Here is an 18109-nt window from a genome sequence, read left to right as displayed (position 1 = left end):
GTACATACTAAATTAATAAATTAATTTGTTGCTTTTACAAATTTTATTGATGTAGTATTAACACAATAACGTTGTCCGGTAGTTTCTTTTGGACCATCATCAAAAATATGACCTAAATGCCCGTCACATGAAGCGCAAATAATTTCAGTTCTAATCATTCCATGAGATTTATCTGAAACATAATTTACAGTTCCTTTTATAGCATCATCAAAAGAAGGCCAGCCACAATGAGATTCAAATTTACTATTGGATTCAAAAAGTTGAGCATTACAAGCCGCACAGTGATAAGTGCCTTTTTCAAAATGAGATGTCAATCCACCTTCACTTGGTCTATCTGTACCTTTTTCACGCAAAACAAAATATTCTTGTGGAGTTAATTGTTCTTTCCACTCTTGTTCCGTTTTAGTTACTTTTTTCATCATGTTTTTTTTATTTTTTTCTTGAGAAAAACTATTGGTTGAAATTAATAAGCTTAAAATAAAAATTAAATAATAGCGGTTCATTTTTAAATATCTCTTTTTATGAATTCAATAATTCGGTTTACAACTTGGTTATCTTTTAATATACGCGTATGCCCCAAGCCATTCGTAATTAAAATTTCACCGTTCTTTAAGTTTTGACGAATATTGTAAGCACAACTTACACCAACTTCTTTATCTTGTGAATCATGAACTACAAAAATAGGAATAGTTACGTTTTTAGCTGCTACACTAGCTGAATAATTATCAATATCTTCACCAAATTTTTTATGAAAAGCTTTTTTCATTTTTATAACCATATTTGGTTTTAATTGAAGCTTATTTACAAAATGTATAATTATATCGGTGATAATATCTCCTGCACCAATAGTAACAGCTTTTTTAATATTCAACCCTTTTTTAACACTGTTTAAAACTGCCATACCTCCAAGTGAATGACCAACAGCAAATTCAAAAGGACCGTATTTTTTTTCCAAATGCATTGCAGTAGCAATAAATTCAGTCATCATTGTACTATTACTTTTAGATTTTCCATGTGCCGGAGCGTCAAAACTAATGGTCATAAATCCATTTTCTAAAAGTTTGTCAGCAATTTTATAGAGTTGTGTTCCTCTTCCAGACCAACCGTGAATTAAAAGTACTTTTCTTTTTGAGTATCCATAGGTATATACCATAACTTCTTTATCGAGATTTGGAATTAAAACCATTTCTTTTTGAGCACTTTTTGCCATCATTTTTTCTCTATCAGGTGTTTTATGCCTTATAGGGGTTCTAAAAAGTTTAATAACATATTTTGTTGCTATTGGAGGGCAAATAAACTGAAGAAATTTTCCAATATAAATTATTGTTGAAGGAATTTTTGGAACATTAATTGTAGTTGATATTTTGTTGGGGTTAGAATTCTTCATTTATTATATTAAATTTGTGGATAAAGATAGAATTTGTTACTTTAAACGAGAAATAACAATTAAAAAAATCAGAAAAATGAAAAAAGTAATTTCGATAGTTATGTTGGCACTGTTCATAGTTAGTTGTAGTACCGTGCCAATAACTGGAAGAAAGCGGGTTAATTTTGTTAGTGATGCTCAAATATTACCAGCAAGTTTTGCCCAATACGAAAGTTTTCTTGCCGAAAATAAAATTTCTGCAGATGTTGGTATGACGAATGAAGTTCAATCCGTTGGGATGAGAATATCTAAAGCTGTAGATCAATTTATGCGGGCAAATGGAATGGAAGCTGAAGCAAATAGTTATAGATGGGAATTTAATTTAATAGATGATCCGACTGTAAATGCTTGGTGCATGCCTGGAGGCAAAGTAGTTTTTTATACAGGTATTTTACCAATTTGTGACAATACTAATGGTGTTGCAGCAGTTATGGGACATGAAGTAGCCCATGCTTTTGCAAAACATGGACAAGAAAGAATGTCTACCGGTACTTTATTGCAATTGGGAGGTGCAGGAGTTGCTTTAGGAACTGCTAATAAAGATCCTAAAACTCAACAAATATGGAATACAGCTTTTGGTTTAGGAGCTCAGTTTGGAATCATGTTGCCATTTAGTAGAAATCATGAAACAGAAGCTGATAAATTGGGAATGGTATTTATGATTATGGCTGGTTATCAACCGGAAGAAGCTGTAAATGTATGGATTAGAATGAGCCAAAGAGCAAGTTCTGATCAGGCTCCGCCGGAGTTTATGAGTACGCACCCATCAAATCAAACAAGGATTAAAAATTTAAAAGCATTTTTGCCTGAAGCTGTTAAACTAGCTAAAAAATACAGTGCGCAGCCAGTAAGTTCAAATCAATAAAAAATTAATAGAAATAAAATAAGTATATTGTAAACCGTTCTCAATTTTGAGAGCGGTTTTTTATTTTTAAACTATGTTAAAAAAAGGGGATAAAAAATTAATAAACGGATGGGCGTTTTATGATTGGGCCAATTCAGTTTATTCATTAGTTATAAGTACTACAGTTTTTCCAATGTATTATGAAGCAGTTACCAATAAAGGAGGAAATGTTCATTTTTTAGGGACGGATTGGCACAATACTACGTTATATTCTTATTCATTGGGTGTATCTTTTTTAATAGTTGCTTTTCTATCTCCAATTCTTTCAGCAATAGCAGATTATACAGGGAATAAAAAGCGTTTTATGCAGTTTTTCTGTTTGTTGGGGTCACTTTCGGTTATGTCACTTTTCTTTTTCACAGGAAAAGAAAATATTTGGATTGGAATTGTGTTTGCTATGTTGGCGAGTATCGGGTTTTGGGGAAGTATTGTTTTTTATAATGCTTATTTACCGGAAGTAGCAGAACCTCAAGATCATGATAGGGTAAGTGCAAAAGGATTTATGTTAGGTTATGCCGGCTCAGTTTTATTATTAGCTTTTAATTTATCGATGGTAATGAAGCCAGAATTATATGGTATCACGGATTCAACATTGCCTGCACGAGTATCATTCTTAACAGTTGGTATTTGGTGGTTTGGATTTGCACAGATTACATTTAGTCGTTTACCAAATAATCCTTTTAAAAGAAAACCAGAAAAAGATTATATTTTTAAAGGGTATCGGGAATTACAAATTGTATTAAAAGAAATAAAAACACAAGGGCAGCTAAAAATACTATTAATTTCATTCTTTTTATATAGTATTGGTGTTCAAGCCGTAATTTTATTAGCATCTACTTTTGGAACTAAAGATTTAGGGCTAGAAGACCAAAACTTAATTATTACAATTTTATTGATTCAATTAGTTGGGATAGTAGGAGCCTTTTTCTTTTCTAGGTTATCTGCAAAAATTGGAAATATTAAAGCATTGAAAATAACAGTAGTTATTTGGGCATTTGCTTGTGCAGGAGCCTATACATTGCATAGAGATGATCCAGATGTAAACTTAAAGTTCTATATTTTAGGAGGTTTTATTGGTTTAGTTTTTGGTGCTATCCAAACATTATCTCGTTCAACTTATTCGAAATTAATTCCTGATGAAACTCAAGATCATGCAACCTATTTTAGTTTTTATGATGTAACTGAGAAAATAGCAATTGTTATTAGTATGACAATTGCAGGTATTGTTACATCTTACACTAATTCTTTACGCTTATTTATACTTATTTTGGCTGTTTTTTTTATAGCTGGATTTATAGTTTTAAGTTTTATGAAAAAGACTAAATATGTAAAATAAAAGTAGCAATGATGTTTTTTCAAACAGAACTAAATTTAAAACCGGTAAAAAGAGGTTTCCATTTAATAACTTCTGAAATTATTAATGCAATGCCAGAAATTAAACAAATTTCAATTGGGCAATTGCAAGTTTTTATAAAGCACACTTCAGCAAGTTTAACCATTAATGAAAATGCAGATTCTTCAGTAAGAACAGACTTTGAAAGTCATTTTAATAAAATGGTTCCTGAAAATATGCCATATTATATCCATACTTACGAAGGTTCAGATGATATGCCAGCTCATATTAAAGCATCCCTTTTGGGAACCTCAGTTCAAATACCAATTACCAATGGAAAATTAAATTTAGGTATTTGGCAAGGTGTTTACTTATGCGAACATAGAGATTATGGTGGTTCGAGAAAATTGGTTTTAACGGCTTTTGGAAACTAAATTTTTATTTTCTATAAAAAAAGAAAAAGCATTTTTTAAATTTATTTTTGCTTGTTCGGTTAATCCAATTTCAATATCCCATTCATATCCTTGGATTTTAATAATATATGCTTTTGGTTTTTTGTTATAGATTGTTTCACAAAGATTTAAAATTTGATTAGGAGGAACTTCATGCGTTGAAAAAGCAACTTGTTCAGCGGGAAATATGCGTTTAATTTCAAATTCTTTTGGAATATCTGTTTTACAAGCATCAACAAAAAAAACTGTTTCATATTCGCCAATTAACTCAGCGTCTTCAACCATTAACTGATATTTATACAATAAATTTTCAGAGTTAAAACCATTTTTTTCTAATATTTCTAAAAAACTCCAGCCAAGACCATCATCTTGGCGAGTATTATTTCCTATCCCAATTATTAAAGTGTTATCTAATTTTTTCATCAATTAAGTTTCCGTTAGTATCTTCTAATTGAACTATTAATGGCATTTGACCTAAGGCGTGTGTTGCACAACTTAAACAAGGATCATATGCCCTAATTGCCATCTCAACCTGATTTAGCATTGGTTCAGTTATTTCAGGTTTTTCACTAAGAACCTCATTCGCTACAGCTCTAACGCCTCTATTCATGGCTTCATTATTGTGTGTGGTAGAAACTATTAAATTACACTTAGTTATTAATCCCTTATCATCTGTATGGTATTCATGAATAAGAGTTCCTCTAGGAGCTTCAATAATTCCAATACCTTTATTTCTCGGAGTCCCTGTTGAAACTAAATCAGTCCCCATTAAATCGTCATCTAACAATAATTCTTTTATTAATTCAGCACAATGAAGCATTTCAATTAAACGCGCCCAATGTGTGTGCATTGTCATATTGTTAGGCTTGTTTTGTGTATAAGCTTTAAAAATTTGTCGCTCGACTTCAGCAAAAGGCGTTGTAATATGTGAGGAAGTATTTAAACGAGCTAATGGCCCAACACGGTTCCAACCTTTTTCTCTTCCATATTTTGTCATATATGGAAATTTTAAATAGGACCAAGGTTCAACTGCTTCTTTAAAGTGATAGCGATATTCAATATCTTCAATGTTTAGTAGTTCGTTTCCTTCAGAATCAATAGAACGAAGGCGACCATCATATAACTCAAGAGCTCCTGTCTCTTTATCAACTAAACCTAAATGATTTGACGGATAAGCGGCAAAATTATCAATCCATTCACCATTTTCAAGATGATAGTTTTTCATAAAATCTATTACTTCTTTCGACCATGCTATCATTGTATCCACATTTGGAATTTCTTTTCCATCTAAGAAATACTCTCGCTCTTCTTTTGTAAATGTTTTATGAACTCCTCCTGGAACGGCCAAAATTCCGTGAATTTTTTTACCTGCTAAAGCTTTAATTATTTCTTGCCCAAACTTTCGCATTAAAATACCTTTTTTTGCAAGTTCTCTATTTTCTGAAGCTACGGCAACAATATTTCGTTTTTCAGCAGGAGCATTAATTCCAAATAAAATATCAGGTGAAGCTAAGTAGAAAAAGTGTAGTGAATGCGATTGAAAAACTTGACCATAATGCAATAGTCTACGTAATTTTGTTGCAGTTGGAGTTAAGTTTTCAGGATCTACACCAACTAATTGATCAATTGCTTTTGCAGCAGCAAGGTGATGGCTTACAGGGCAAATTCCGCATAAACGTTGTACCAAAACTGGCGCTTCCCAATATGGGTGACCTTGAATAAATTTTTCGAAACCTCTAAATTCTACAATATGTAAAAAGGCATCTTCAACTTTTCCCTTTTCATCCAATTTAATGGTTACTTTTCCGTGGCCTTCAACTCTTGTTACTGGCTCTATAACTATTTTTCTTTTACTCATTTTTCAGATGTTTTGATTTTAGTCATATTTAAATTCTGGGTAAGCGATTGAATATTCTTCTTCAAATAAAATACTTTTGACTACATTCCATATATGATTTGCATTTGGAGGACAACCAGGTATGTGATAATCAATTTCTACGATTTCACGATTTGAATATACTTTATTCAAAATTTTTGGAATGTCTTCGTGATTTGGAATTATAGTTTCTCCTTCTTCACTTGTCATGGAGTTTAAATAAGCTTCTTTTAAACACTCTTCTAAAGGTACCGTATTTCTTATTGCTGGAACTCCTCCCCAAATAGCACATTCACCAACTGAAATTAGAATGTCGCAATTTTTACGGAATTCTCTTAATACTTCAATATTATGAGTGTTGCAACAGCCACCTTCAATTAAGCCAATATCGCAACGCTCACTAAAAGTTTTAATATCTGTTATTGGAGATTTATTAAATTCTACTACTTCAAGTAAATCTAACAAACCTAAATCAATATCAAGCATAGACATATGGCAGCCAAAACAACCTGCTAATGAAGTTGTAGCAATACGCTTTTTTTTATTTGTTGTTTTGTGTTTTTTTATTTCATTTAAAGGAATCATTTTACCTTTTGGACCATAATCAAATTGACGGTCTCCAAATGGTTTTCCAAAAGTTTTACCTTTAACTAAAATTGAACCTGTTGGACAAATATGCATTGCATGTTCTGCCTGAGCATCGGATAGTTTTGCTTCTTGTTCATAATCAACACCAACAACAGTATCATTCCCTCTATTTGTGAAATTAAATACTTTAAAACCATCATTTGTTATAACCTCTTCAATACATCTTTTACATTTAATACAACGATTTTGATTTACAACAATACGTTCCGGACGAGCATCAACAACACGATCAACAAATAAATGAGGGAAACGTGTAAATCTAATTCCGGTTTCGTAACCTAAATTTTGCATTTGACAATCTCCACTTTTTTCGCAAGAAGGGCAGAAGTGGTTTCCTTCAACAAACATCATTTCTAAAATGGCTTTTCGGGCATCTAACAATTCTGCAGAGTTCACCTCAATATCCATTCCTTCTTCAACGTTTACTGTACATCCAGCAATGGTTCTTCCATTATTCTTTACAGTACAAACCCTGCAAGTTCCTAATGGGTTTAAATGTTTAAAATGACAAAGCGTAGGAATGAAAATTCCATTTTGTTTAGCTGCTTCAATTAGATTTTGACCTTTTTCGGCGGAACATTGTCTTCCGTCTATTTTAAATGATATATTTTCCATTTGAATTGGTTTTCAAGCTATAATTGTGTGTCTTTTATAATACTATCAAATTCGTGTATTGCATCTTCCATATCAAACTCTACCGTTTTGTCAAAGTTTGCCGGAGCAATTTTTACATTAAAGTAATCTTTGAATTTATCAACTGCAGTTGTAACAGTATTTGCAGATGATTTACCAAGCCCACATCTGCTTGTAAGTTTTATTATTTTACCCCATTGTTTCATTTCATCAATGTCTTCCTGAGCACATAAACCTCTCTGAATTTTTTTTATCTTTTCGGTTAAAATATAATTACCAGCTCTACAAGGTGTGCAAACTCCACAAGATTCTTCTTTAAAAAATTCCATAAAATTTCTTAATATTTGAAGAATATCTCTGTTTCTATTAAAAACCATAAAAGATCCACCACATAAAATATCTTCTTTACAAATTCTTCGATCAAACTCAGTGTTATTTACACATTCACCCGATGGACCACTTACTTGAACAAAATAAGGAGCAGTTGCCTGGCTCATTTCTATGCTTAATAATTCTCTAATTGTCGTTCCAAATTCAATTTCATAAATACCAGGTTTTGCAACATCACCAGAAATACTTATTAATTTTGTTCCAGGAGATTCTTCAGTACCGAGGTTTAAAAAATAATCTTCACCCAATTCAATAATTCTTGATGCAAACGCCAATGTTTCAACATTATTAACAATTGTTGGCTTGTGTTTAAAACCGTGTTTTGTTGCAGACCACATACGCACAGGAGGTTCTCCACGGCGACCTTCCATAGATTCTATTAAAGCGGATGCAGCTCCGCAAACATAAGAGCCTGCCCCAAGTTGAATTCGTATATCAAAATCAAATCCATTAATATCTTTTATGTTTTTACCAAGTAAATTAGCGGTATGAAATTGCTGAATTAAGTTTTCTAGCTCTTCTTTAAAAAATTGATATTCAGCACGTAAATAAATAATGCCTTCTTTAGCACCAGTTGCGTAACCAGCTAAAATCATTCCTTCAATTACTAATCCTGGCAAGTGTTGAAAAATTGCGCGATCTTTAAAAGTTCCAGGCTCTCCTTCATCTGCGTTACAAATAATATATTTTGCATCATCTTCATTATTTTTACACGATTGCCATTTGTAGCCAACTGGAAAAAACGCACCACCCAATCCCAGTAATTTAGATTTGGAAATTTTATCTATTATTTCCTGAGGAGTATATTTAAGTCCTTTTAGAATACTTTTTCCCATTTCATATGGTCTAAATATTACGGTTTTATCTTCTTCAGGCGTGTATCTAATTTTGCTTTTAGTTTTACTTGCAAAATCTTTTACATTTTCTCCATTTCTAATTTTTTGAATAATTAATTTAACTTTATTAGGTGTTAAATCTGTAAATGGTTGAAAATTGATAAGAGCAGCTGGTTCCTGATCATTCAACCCAATACAAGAAGTTTCAAATAAAGAAAATTCCTCGTTTCCTTGTTCATTAAAAGTACAACCAGTTTCTTTTTCAATTGTGGTTTTAACTGTTGAAAAACCTTTTAATTCGGAAATGATATTGTTATTTAAATAGATGGTGTGTTTCCCTGTTGGTTTTTTATGAAAAAAATGATAAAAAGAGATAACGCTTTCAATTTCAATATTTGACACATTTAATTTATTTGATATCTCAGAAACTGCTTCATCTGAAATAAAACCATATTGATGTTGGTATTGCCAAAGTTTGTTTAATAGATGTGTTCTATCCATAAGAAAATGTATTGATGTTTGATGTAACTAAAATTACAAAAAAAGCATTTTTTATTTAGGAATTTAACACGCATTGAATCGTTTTATTTAAAATGAAAATTATTTTAGGAGACATTTGTTTTAGTTTAAAAAATTTAATGATTCTCCTGATAAAATATATAAAACCATAGTATTTATTAAATTATTAATTTATTAAATTCATAAAAAACCACTTATTAAATTTATAATTAGTTAATTATGATTGATTATTTGGCTTAAAAATAAATAATTATGCAATAAATTAAACTCAAGTTATTACTTGAATTTATTAATCAACTTCTTCTAATTGAGTGTTTTTAATTAAATTGTCATATTCATAAACGGCATTTTGCATATCAAATTCAATTTTACAATTGTTATCACACGTAGTTACTTTTAGATTAAAATAATCATCAAATTTATCAATAGCCATTATAAATGTATTTGCAGAAAATTGCCCTAAACCACATCTACTGGTCAATTGCATAATTTTACCCCATTCTTTAATATCCTCTAAATCTTTTGTGGTACAAATTCCTCTTTTAATTTTTTTAATTTTTTCATAAAGAATTTGATTTCCTGCTCTACAAGGTGTGCAGGATCCACAAGATTCTTCTTTAAAAAATTTGACAAAATTTTCTATAATTCGGGTAATACTTCTAAAATTATTAAATACCATAACAGACCCACCACAAATTAAATCCTCTTTACAAATTTTTCTATTGAATTCAGAATTGTTAATACATACTCCAGAGGGACCACTAATTTGTACATAGTGAGGAGAAGTAGCTTGGCATAACTCTAATAACTTATTTACAGTCATTCCCCATTCAATTTCATAAATTCCTGGTTTGGCAACATCACCGGAAATACTTAATAATTTGGTTCCTTTACTCTTTTCTGTTCCAATTGATGAAATAAATTTTGTATCTAATTCTATAATTCTAGCTGCTTTTGCAAACGTTTCAACATTATTAACAATGGTAGATTTTCCCAAATAACCAATATCTGTTGGAAAATACTTTCTAATTCTCGGTTCTCCACGCTTTCCTTCCATAGATTCTATTAAGGCAGTTTCTGCTCCACAAACATATGCACCGGCACCTAAAATGATTTTAATTTTAAAATTGAAGTTTTCGATTCCTAAAATTTGTTTACCTAAAAATCCTTTTTGTTTAAATTCTTCAAGAGTATTTTCAATTTTTTTAAGCAGGTATTTGTATTCAGCTCTTAAATAAATAAAACCTTTTTTAGCTCCAGTTACATAGGCGGCTATAATCATACCTTCAATAACCAATCCTGGTAAATTATTTAGTAATGATTTATCTTTAAAAGTTCCAGGCTCACCTTCATCTGCATTGCAAATTATATATTTAGTTTTATTACTATTTTCTTTACAGGATTTCCATTTTATTGCGGTTGGAAAAAAAGCACCTCCTTGGCCATCTAGTTGAGAATCACTTATAATTTTTAAGATTGAATTAACATCCTTGGTTTTTAGTTTTTTTAAGGATGTACCTAACTTGTAATCTCTAAAAAAAATTGATTTTTCTTCTTTAGGAGTGTACTGTATTTTACTTTTTGGGTTATTTGAAATTTCTTCAGGATGAGTTCCACTTTTTAATTGCCTGATTATTAGTTTAACTTTATCTGGTGTTAAATCTGTAAATGGATAAAAATCAATTAGTGCTGCTGGTTCTTGATCACTTAATCCAATACACGAAGTTTCAAAAAGTGAGAATAACGGATCTTTACAATATGCACCGAAAGTACAGCCAGTTTCTTTTTCAAAGGCAGCTTTCACTTTTGAAAACCCTTTAAACTCGGATACAATACTGTTGTTTAAGTAAATGATGTGTTTTCCAGTTGGTTGAAGGTGAAAAAAGTGGTAAAACGAAATAACTCCTTCAATTTCAATTTTTGATACATTTAGTTTTTGAGCGATTTCAGTAATAGCTTTATCTGATATGTAGCCATAATTATTTTGAAATTCCCAAAGGCGAGATAATAGCTCCGTCCTTTTCATAATAAAATAATTTAGTATTAAAAACTATATAAATTTACAACACAACTTATTGATAACCAATATAATTAATTTGATTTTGGTAGAATTATTGAAAAATTATATTTTCTAGTAATCAATTATAATATTGTTATTTTAAAACAATTAGGATGATTATTAAATTTTGAAAAAGCGTTTTTAATGAGAATATTTTAATATTCCTAAAATAGTATTATCAATTTAGGCAAAGTTTAAGATTCGTGTTACTTAGTTTCATTATAAATAGTTAATTACGTGTTAATAATTGAATTTTTTTAATAAGACTAACTAGTATTATTTATAGTATTTTTGATGCTTAAATTTTTTATCTAAAAACCATGAAAAAACTAATCACCCTATTTACAATTTTAGTAACAGTAACTGTTACTTCACAAAACTTTCAATTACACAGAGATTTTGAAAGGGATCATTTTACAACAACATTTGAAATGTTCAAAATGGATAAATACGGTAGCACGTTTACTTTTATCGATTTTGATTACAATGCAGCGGTAGGAACGGGCTCTGCATATTATGAAATTGCACGTGTTTTAAAAACTGAAAAAATGCCTGTTGGTTTACACGTAGAATACAATGCGGGATTGTCAAATGCATTTAGTTTTAATGAAGCTTGGATTTTTGGAGCTAATTATTCTAAAGGTGGTGCAAAATGGGGTTTTTCAACCTATGCAGGTTATAAAGCATTTACAGGAGCTGGAAAAGGAAATTTTCAAGTTACAGGAACTTGGTATATTAATTTAATTGAAAATAAATTGACGTTTTCTGGTTTTGCAGATTTATGGACAGAAAACGGTTTGTCTGATAAAACAGTATTTTTATCTGAACCACAATTATGGTATCATTTAAATAAGAGTTTTTCAATAGGAGGTGAGGTAGAATTAGCAAATAATTTTGCTTATGAGTTTGAGTTTAAGGTGAGGCCAACCTTAGGAATAAAGTGGAACATTTAAAAATATAAATTATGTTAGACAAATTTTTTAAAATCACAGAAAATAAATCAACTTTAAAAACAGAGATTGTAGCTGGGATTACCACTTTTATGACAATGGTGTACATTTTAGCAGTAAATCCAAGTATATTAAGTGCGGCAGGAATGGATAAAGATGCGGTATTTACTGCAACTGCATTATCCGCAGTTATTGCAACCTTAGTGATGGCTTTAGTTGCTAAATTGCCGTTTGCATTGGCTCCAGGAATGGGTTTAAATGCATTTTTTGCGTTTACAGTAGTACTAGGTATGGGATATTCCTGGCAATTTGCGTTAACCGCAGTTTTTTTAGAAGGAATCATATTTATAATTTTAACTGCTTTTAATATTAGAGAATTAATAGTGAACTCTATTCCTTTAAATTTAAAACACGCGGTTTCAGTAGGTATTGGTTTATTTATAGCATTTATTGGTTTAAAAGGAACAGGATTAATTGTAGACAATCCAGCAACTTTAGTAAGCTTAGGAGATATGAAAAATCCTGCGGTTTTAGTTGGAATGGCTGGAGTTATTATTATTGGAGTTTTATTAACAAAAAAAGTAAAAGGAGCAATTTTAATTGGAATTCTAGCATCAACAATTATTGGATTATTTGTTGGCGTAACTGTTGTTCCTGAAAGTTTTACTTTTGTAAGTTTACCCCCTTCAATAGAACCTATCTTCTTTAAATTTGATTTTTCTCAAATTTTTACATTAGATATGTTATTGGTATTATTTACATTTTTATTTGTTGATATGTTTGACACTGTTGGGACCTTGGTTGGTGTTTCTTCAAAATCTGGAATGTTGGATAAGGATGGAAATGTTCCAAGAGTAAAACAAGCTTTATTTGCAGATTCAATAGGTACTTTTGTAGGAGCTATGTTGGGTACATCAACAGTTACTACTTATGTAGAAAGTGCTGCAGGTGTTGCTGAAGGAGGAAAAACAGGTATGACAGCTTTAACAGTTGCAGGAATGTTTGCATTGGCTTTGTTTTTCGCTCCAATTTTTATGATTATTCCAGCGGCGGCCACTGCGCCTGCTTTAATAATTGTTGGATTATTTATGATTTCTCCAATTATGAAAATTGATTTAACAGATTTTACGGAAGCAATCCCTGCATTTTTTACAATTATTATGATGCCTTTAACCTACAGTATTGCTGAAGGTATTGTTTTTGGAATGTTATCTTATGTATTGTTAAAAATTCTTACTGGAAGATTTAAAGAAATTAAGCCTATAATGTATATAATAGCGATATTATTTATTATTAAATTTTATATATAATACGCTATTAACTTAAATAAAAAAAACCTTCTTGTTATTTCAAGAAGGTTTTTTTTATGTTGTCTCGTCCTAATATAGAGTTACACTTAACACTAGATATTTATATAAATAAGAGATTCTGAATCAAGTTCAAAATGCCGTTTTCAATACTTTTTACAAAGCTTTTTTTAGTTATTTAACTACAATTATTCCTTAATTTCTTCAGGATTAATAACTTCTTTTGTTTTAGGTAAAATTAAATTAAGAATAACACCAACTACAGAGGCCAATCCAATACCTGCTAAAGAAAAGTTTCCAATTCCCATTTGTGCTCCTCCAATACCAACAGTTAAAATAACCGAAACAATTACTTGATTTCTTGTAATTGAAAAATCTGTTTTGGCATCTATCAAAGTTTTAATTCCAATACTTGCAATCATTCCAAAAAGAAGTAACATTATACCTCCAAGCACAGCTTGTGGAATCGTTTTTAAAATGGCACTTATTTTACCAACCAATGAAAATACAATAGCTGTTATTGCCGCAATTCTTAATACTCTAGGATCCGTTATTTTAGTTAAGGCAACTGCACCAGTTACTTCTGAATAGGTTGTATTAGGAGGTCCTCCCATAAAACCAGCAAAAGCAGTGGCAACACCATCTCCTAATAAAGTTCTGTGTAATCCAGGATCTTTTACAAACTTTTTATCTGCAACTCCACTAATAGCATACATATCTCCAATATGTTCTATAATTGGTGCAATTGCTACTGGAATCATATATAAAATAGCTCCCCAATTAAACTCTGGAGTTGTAAAATTAGGTAAGGCAAACCAAGCAGCATCATTAACACTAGAAAAGTCAACCAAGCCAGAAATAATGGAAATAAAGTAACCAACGAGAATCCCAATAAATATTGGAATTAATTTAATTAAACCTTTGGTGTAAATTACAATAATAATAGCTGTAATTAGAACTGTAAGCGCTATTGGCCAATTAGTTTTAGCCATATCAACTCCAACAGATGCTAAGGACAATCCAATTATCATAATAACTGGACCAACAACAACAGCAGGAAATATTTTTTCTATAACCCTTAATCCCCATAATTTTACAATTCCGGATACAATACCGTAAACAATACCTACAGCAATTATTCCTCCTAGTGTTCCCGGATAACCATACAGTTTGGTTGCCGCAATAATTGGTGCAATAAAAGCAAAACTACTCCCTAAAAAAACAGGTACTTTTCCTTTTGTAATTACGTGAAAAATGAGTGTTCCAACACCAGCAGTAAATAACGCTATTGAAGGATCAATGTCGATTAAAAGTGGAACCAAAACGGTTGCCCCAAAGGCAACAAATAAAAATTGAATTCCAATAATTACGCGTTTTACTGGATTAGAAGTGTCGGTAAAAGTTTGAGATGATTTCATAGGGTGGTATAAATTTTAAACTCGCTAATTTAGGTATAAAAACAAAACAACCTTAAGTAGTTAGCTTAAGATTGCTTATTAAAATAGAAATTTAGAATGATTCTATAAAACTAGATGTCAAATTTGATACTTGCAATAAAATTTCGTCCAATATTTTGAATTCCATCTATTTTTAATCGCGATAAATGCGAAAAATAATTGGTATTAAACACATTGTTCATATTTATATTTACATTAAAAGAAGTATTGGAAATATTAATTGTTCCACCAGCTCCAATATTTACTAAATTATAGCCTTTAGTTGAAGATTCAAATTCACTAATATTATTTTGTTTCAATGTGCTTTCTAAAGAAATTGATGCAAAACCATTTTTAAAGGTTTCATTTGAATTAAATTCAGCTCTTAATGTATTTGTAAGTTTATTAGCCGGAATTAAAGGTAGAAAATTACCCTTATTTTGTTTACCAATTACAAACTCAAAACTGCTATTTAAATGTAGCCAATCTAGTGGATGAGGATGCAAATGAAAACCAAATTCTCCTCCATACAATTTTGCGTCGTCTTGCGTGTATTTATATATAGCATATGTATCTTCAAATTCTCCTGTTGGAGAAACAAAAATATAGTCATTAATATAATTATAAAAACCGTTTGCAAAAATTTCAAAGTGGTTTGTATTGTATTCCAAGGCAATATCAGATTGAAAATTCTTTTCGCTTTTTAAGTTGTTATTACCAATTTCAAACCTGTTGGAACCATGATGGACACCATTTGAAGTAAGTTCTGCTAAATTAGGTGCTTTAAAACCTGTAGCTAAATTTATTCTGCTTGTTATTTTTTTAAAAAGTAACGATTTATACCCTAAGGAAGCAGTAAAGTTTTTATATGTGTTATCAATTGCTTCAAAAATATGTTCTTCATCATCATGCGAAACAATATGTTTTTCTGAAGAAATACTTCTTGAGTCGAATCTTAAACCACCTTGAATGGTGCTTTTCTCCCAATCAATTGCGCTTGTAAAAAATACACCAAAATCATCTGTTGTGGCATCTGGTATTAAAATTTCTTCACCATAATTTTTATTTGTTTGATGTAAACCCTGAATTCCTACAATAGTTTCAATATTTCCAAAATTTGGTAAGTGCCATTTGGTATCATAACTAAAGGTTTTCAATTTTAAATTTAAGGATGCTTCAATTGTTTCGTTATGGCTGGTATGAGATTCTTCTGTCTCTTCATTTTCGTGTTCTTCAAACTCTTTTCTATCATTTACAGTAAACCCTAAAGTTGTAACAACCTTTGAATTTGGTAAAAACACAATATTATTAAAACTTAACATCTTAGTGCTTAAATCCTGATAAGGCAGTAAGGGTGTTTTATGTGAATTTTGAATGCCAATTTCTTCTGGAATTCCAATTTTAGAATTGTTAAAATTAAAGCGTAAAGCGCTTGAAATAAGATTGTTTGAAAATCCAATCGCTGTGTTAAAATTGGTTTCGTTAAATCGTGTGTTTGTAATTCTTTCGCTATTTGCTGTTTTATAATCACTATGTTGGTTATGTGCTCCATTTACTAAAAATTTCCAAGAATTGTATGATTGCTTTACTCCAAAACCAGTTGAACTACCTTGAGTATTTGAGTAATACGTTTGGTTAAAATTAAAATCGAACAAATTAGATTCGGCAAATTTTGTAGGATTAAAATAAAGTACTCCCCCCAAGGCATCTGAGCCATATAGAAGTGAAGCGGGACCTTTAATTACTTCTACACTTTCAATACTTGATTCATTGATACCCAAGCCGTGTTCGTCACCAAATTGCTGATTTTCTAGTCTTATTCCTTGAGTATAAACTAATACTCTGTTGCCACGTAAACCTCTAATTACGGGTTTTCCGATTCCAATTCCTGTTGAAACCTGTGAAACTCCTGCAATAGAACTTATTCCGTCAATTAAAGTAGCAGCTCCTTTATTTTTTAATTGTTGAACCGTGGCTCGTTCAACTTTCATTACATTTTCTGATTGTAATTTATTAAATGCGGTTGAAACAATTATTTCATCCATTTTAAAAACAGCTTCTTTTAAAGTGAAATTTATGACGATTTCATTTTGCTGAAAGTTTATGTTTTTAGTTTGTGTTTCGTAACCAATATAAGCTACAGTAATTTTAATTTGAGAATTGGGTAAATTTATTAATTCATAGATACCATTTTCATTAGTTGAAGTTCCTTTTTGTAAATCTTCAATATAAACTTCAACTCCTAAAAGCGGTTCATTTTGTTCGTTTGTAATTTTACCAGATATTTTATTTTGCGAATATGCAATAAATGATAATCCTATAAATAGGATAGATATTTGAAATTTCATGTTTCATATTTTTATTGATAATTAGTTTTTTTTAATTACTAAGCCAATAAAACTGGTGGTCCTCTAGAAGTTTTATAATAAAGTTTAACAGAAGTAATTTGATGTTCTGCTTTGTAAAATTTTTCAATGTTTAACTTACTATCGTAAGCAGTATAGTTAGAATTAAAATCAATTGTATCTGTATTAATTTTAAAGTGAAAGACAGAACAGTCAATTTCATGTGAATCAAAATGAAGCTTATTTTGTGATTTACAAACTAAATGTTCGTGAGTTTCAAATGAATGCGCAAACTGTACTGCAAATGGAAGCAATAGAGTAGTAACAAGTACAATTGAAATTATATGTTTAATTTGTGACTTTATAACTTATTTTATTTAAACACAAAATTACAAAATGATTTTAATCTTTAATGCCAAATTTATTTAAAATAACTTCCAATAAACACCATTTAGTAATAGATGACTGCAATAAGTTTGCACCAACAAATGCCGTAAACCATAACCAATTGATATTTACTTTAATTGCAAGTATTAAGCTTATTAAAATAAATGTACCTGCAACAGCTCTAACAACTCTTTGTTTCATAATTATTTATTTTTTTAATTTGATTTTTCTACATTTAAAACAACTACATGAATTTTTGATAGTGTTTTTTGAGTTTCATTAAATTCATTTGCATATTTAAATACGAGCTCGGTTTGTTCTTCAGTTGCAAAAGCATAAAAAAGCATCGATTCATTTTGATTCATTTCTGAAGCAAACCAATTGCTTTCCACAGATTCTTCGGTTGAATCTCTAAAACCGTTGATATTTGCAAAAGAGAATATTTTAACATCCGATTTTTTTAAAATTTGTTTTATTTCTTTTTCAAAAACTCTAATGGCTGTAATAATTAGTAATTTCATATGGTATTTTTTAAGTTAATTTTAACTAGTTGTGTATTGTCAAACTGAGCCTGTCGAAGTTTAATATATTTCAACAAGCTCAATAGA

The 18109-nt window shown here is 30.3% G+C and carries 17 protein-coding genes; 5 read left to right on the top strand and 12 right to left on the bottom strand.

Annotation, left to right across the window (positions count from 1 at the left end; genetic code table 11):
* Positions 1 to 20: 20 nt before the first annotated feature.
* On the bottom strand, positions 21 to 503 hold the full coding sequence (msrB, locus tag CHB63_RS06125) for a peptide-methionine (R)-S-oxide reductase MsrB (RefSeq protein ID WP_394335309.1): 483 nt from the start codon (positions 501 to 503) through the stop codon (positions 21 to 23).
* 2 nt (positions 504 to 505) lie between these two features.
* Positions 506 to 1387 (bottom strand): alpha/beta hydrolase, encoded by an 882-nt coding sequence (locus tag CHB63_RS06120; protein WP_089377513.1) that lies wholly within the window; start codon positions 1385 to 1387, stop codon positions 506 to 508.
* Between the two features lie 76 nt (positions 1388 to 1463).
* Between CHB63_RS06120 and CHB63_RS06115 the strand changes: the two genes are divergently transcribed.
* The 3 genes from CHB63_RS06115 (at position 1464) to CHB63_RS06105 (ending at position 4097) form a co-directional block, all read left to right on the top strand.
* On the top strand, positions 1464 to 2291 hold the full coding sequence (locus CHB63_RS06115) for a M48 family metallopeptidase (protein ID WP_089377601.1): 828 nt from the start codon (positions 1464 to 1466) through the stop codon (positions 2289 to 2291).
* Between the two features lie 73 nt (positions 2292 to 2364).
* Positions 2365 to 3666: an MFS transporter gene (locus tag CHB63_RS06110; protein ID WP_089377512.1), complete on the top strand. Its 1302-nt coding sequence runs from the start codon at positions 2365 to 2367 to the stop codon at positions 3664 to 3666.
* An 8-nt stretch (positions 3667 to 3674) separates the two neighbouring features.
* The gene (locus tag CHB63_RS06105) at positions 3675 to 4097 is read left to right on the top strand and encodes a secondary thiamine-phosphate synthase enzyme YjbQ (protein WP_089377511.1); all 423 of its coding nucleotides are present in this window, start codon (positions 3675 to 3677) and stop codon (positions 4095 to 4097) included.
* On the opposite strand, the gene CHB63_RS06100 is transcribed toward CHB63_RS06105, so the two are convergent.
* The 5 genes from CHB63_RS06100 to CHB63_RS06080 form a co-directional block, all read right to left on the bottom strand.
* Positions 4077 to 4538 carry a hydrogenase maturation protease gene (locus CHB63_RS06100; protein ID WP_089377510.1) on the bottom strand — a complete coding sequence of 154 codons (462 nt, stop codon included), beginning with the start codon at positions 4536 to 4538 and terminating at the stop codon, positions 4077 to 4079. The two genes, CHB63_RS06105 and CHB63_RS06100, sit on opposite strands and share 21 nt — an antisense overlap.
* Entirely contained in the window at positions 4522 to 5973 is a 1452-nt protein-coding gene (locus CHB63_RS06095; protein WP_089377509.1) for a Ni/Fe hydrogenase subunit alpha, read from the bottom strand. The genes CHB63_RS06100 and CHB63_RS06095 overlap by 17 nt, the downstream gene beginning before the upstream one ends.
* An 18-nt stretch (positions 5974 to 5991) precedes the next feature.
* Positions 5992 to 7254: an NADH-quinone oxidoreductase subunit B family protein gene (locus CHB63_RS06090; RefSeq protein WP_089377508.1), complete on the bottom strand. Its 1263-nt coding sequence runs from the start codon at positions 7252 to 7254 to the stop codon at positions 5992 to 5994.
* A 17-nt stretch (positions 7255 to 7271) separates the two neighbouring features.
* Positions 7272 to 8999 carry an NAD(P)H-dependent oxidoreductase subunit E gene (locus tag CHB63_RS06085; protein ID WP_089377507.1) on the bottom strand — a complete coding sequence of 576 codons (1728 nt, stop codon included), beginning with the start codon at positions 8997 to 8999 and terminating at the stop codon, positions 7272 to 7274.
* A gap of 307 nt (positions 9000 to 9306) precedes the next feature.
* Positions 9307 to 11043, bottom strand: coding sequence for an NAD(P)H-dependent oxidoreductase subunit E (locus CHB63_RS06080; RefSeq protein ID WP_089377506.1), 1737 nt, complete (start codon positions 11041 to 11043; stop codon positions 9307 to 9309).
* A gap of 353 nt (positions 11044 to 11396) precedes the next feature.
* On the opposite strand from CHB63_RS06080, the gene CHB63_RS06075 reads away from it, so the two are divergent.
* On the top strand, positions 11397 to 12029 hold the full coding sequence (locus CHB63_RS06075) for a DUF5020 family protein (RefSeq protein WP_089377505.1): 633 nt from the start codon (positions 11397 to 11399) through the stop codon (positions 12027 to 12029).
* A gap of 11 nt (positions 12030 to 12040) precedes the next feature.
* On the top strand, positions 12041 to 13336 hold the full coding sequence (locus CHB63_RS06070) for an NCS2 family permease (RefSeq protein ID WP_089377504.1): 1296 nt from the start codon (positions 12041 to 12043) through the stop codon (positions 13334 to 13336).
* A 185-nt stretch (positions 13337 to 13521) separates the two neighbouring features.
* On the opposite strand, the gene CHB63_RS06065 is transcribed toward CHB63_RS06070, so the two are convergent.
* From CHB63_RS06065 to CHB63_RS06045, 5 genes are all read right to left on the bottom strand, one after another.
* Positions 13522 to 14751, bottom strand: coding sequence for a uracil-xanthine permease family protein (locus CHB63_RS06065; RefSeq protein WP_089377503.1), 1230 nt, complete (start codon positions 14749 to 14751; stop codon positions 13522 to 13524).
* A 110-nt stretch (positions 14752 to 14861) separates the two neighbouring features.
* Positions 14862 to 17117, bottom strand: coding sequence for a TonB-dependent receptor (locus CHB63_RS06060; protein WP_089377502.1), 2256 nt, complete (start codon positions 17115 to 17117; stop codon positions 14862 to 14864).
* 38 nt (positions 17118 to 17155) lie between these two features.
* Positions 17156 to 17428: a hypothetical protein gene (locus tag CHB63_RS06055; protein ID WP_089377501.1), complete on the bottom strand. Its 273-nt coding sequence runs from the start codon at positions 17426 to 17428 to the stop codon at positions 17156 to 17158.
* 88 nt (positions 17429 to 17516) lie between these two features.
* A complete protein-coding gene (locus CHB63_RS06050; RefSeq protein ID WP_089377500.1) occupies positions 17517 to 17702 on the bottom strand; it encodes a YgaP family membrane protein in 186 nt (61 codons plus the stop codon).
* A 14-nt stretch (positions 17703 to 17716) separates the two neighbouring features.
* Entirely contained in the window at positions 17717 to 18022 is a 306-nt protein-coding gene (locus CHB63_RS06045; protein ID WP_089377499.1) for a hypothetical protein, read from the bottom strand.
* Positions 18023 to 18109 lie beyond the last annotated feature (87 nt).

The sequence above is a fragment of the Lutibacter flavus genome (assembly GCF_900188355.1).
In the GTDB taxonomy this organism is placed as follows: Bacteria; Bacteroidota; Bacteroidia; order Flavobacteriales; family Flavobacteriaceae; genus Lutibacter; species Lutibacter flavus.
This window is presented reverse-complemented; position numbering and strand designations above follow the sequence as displayed.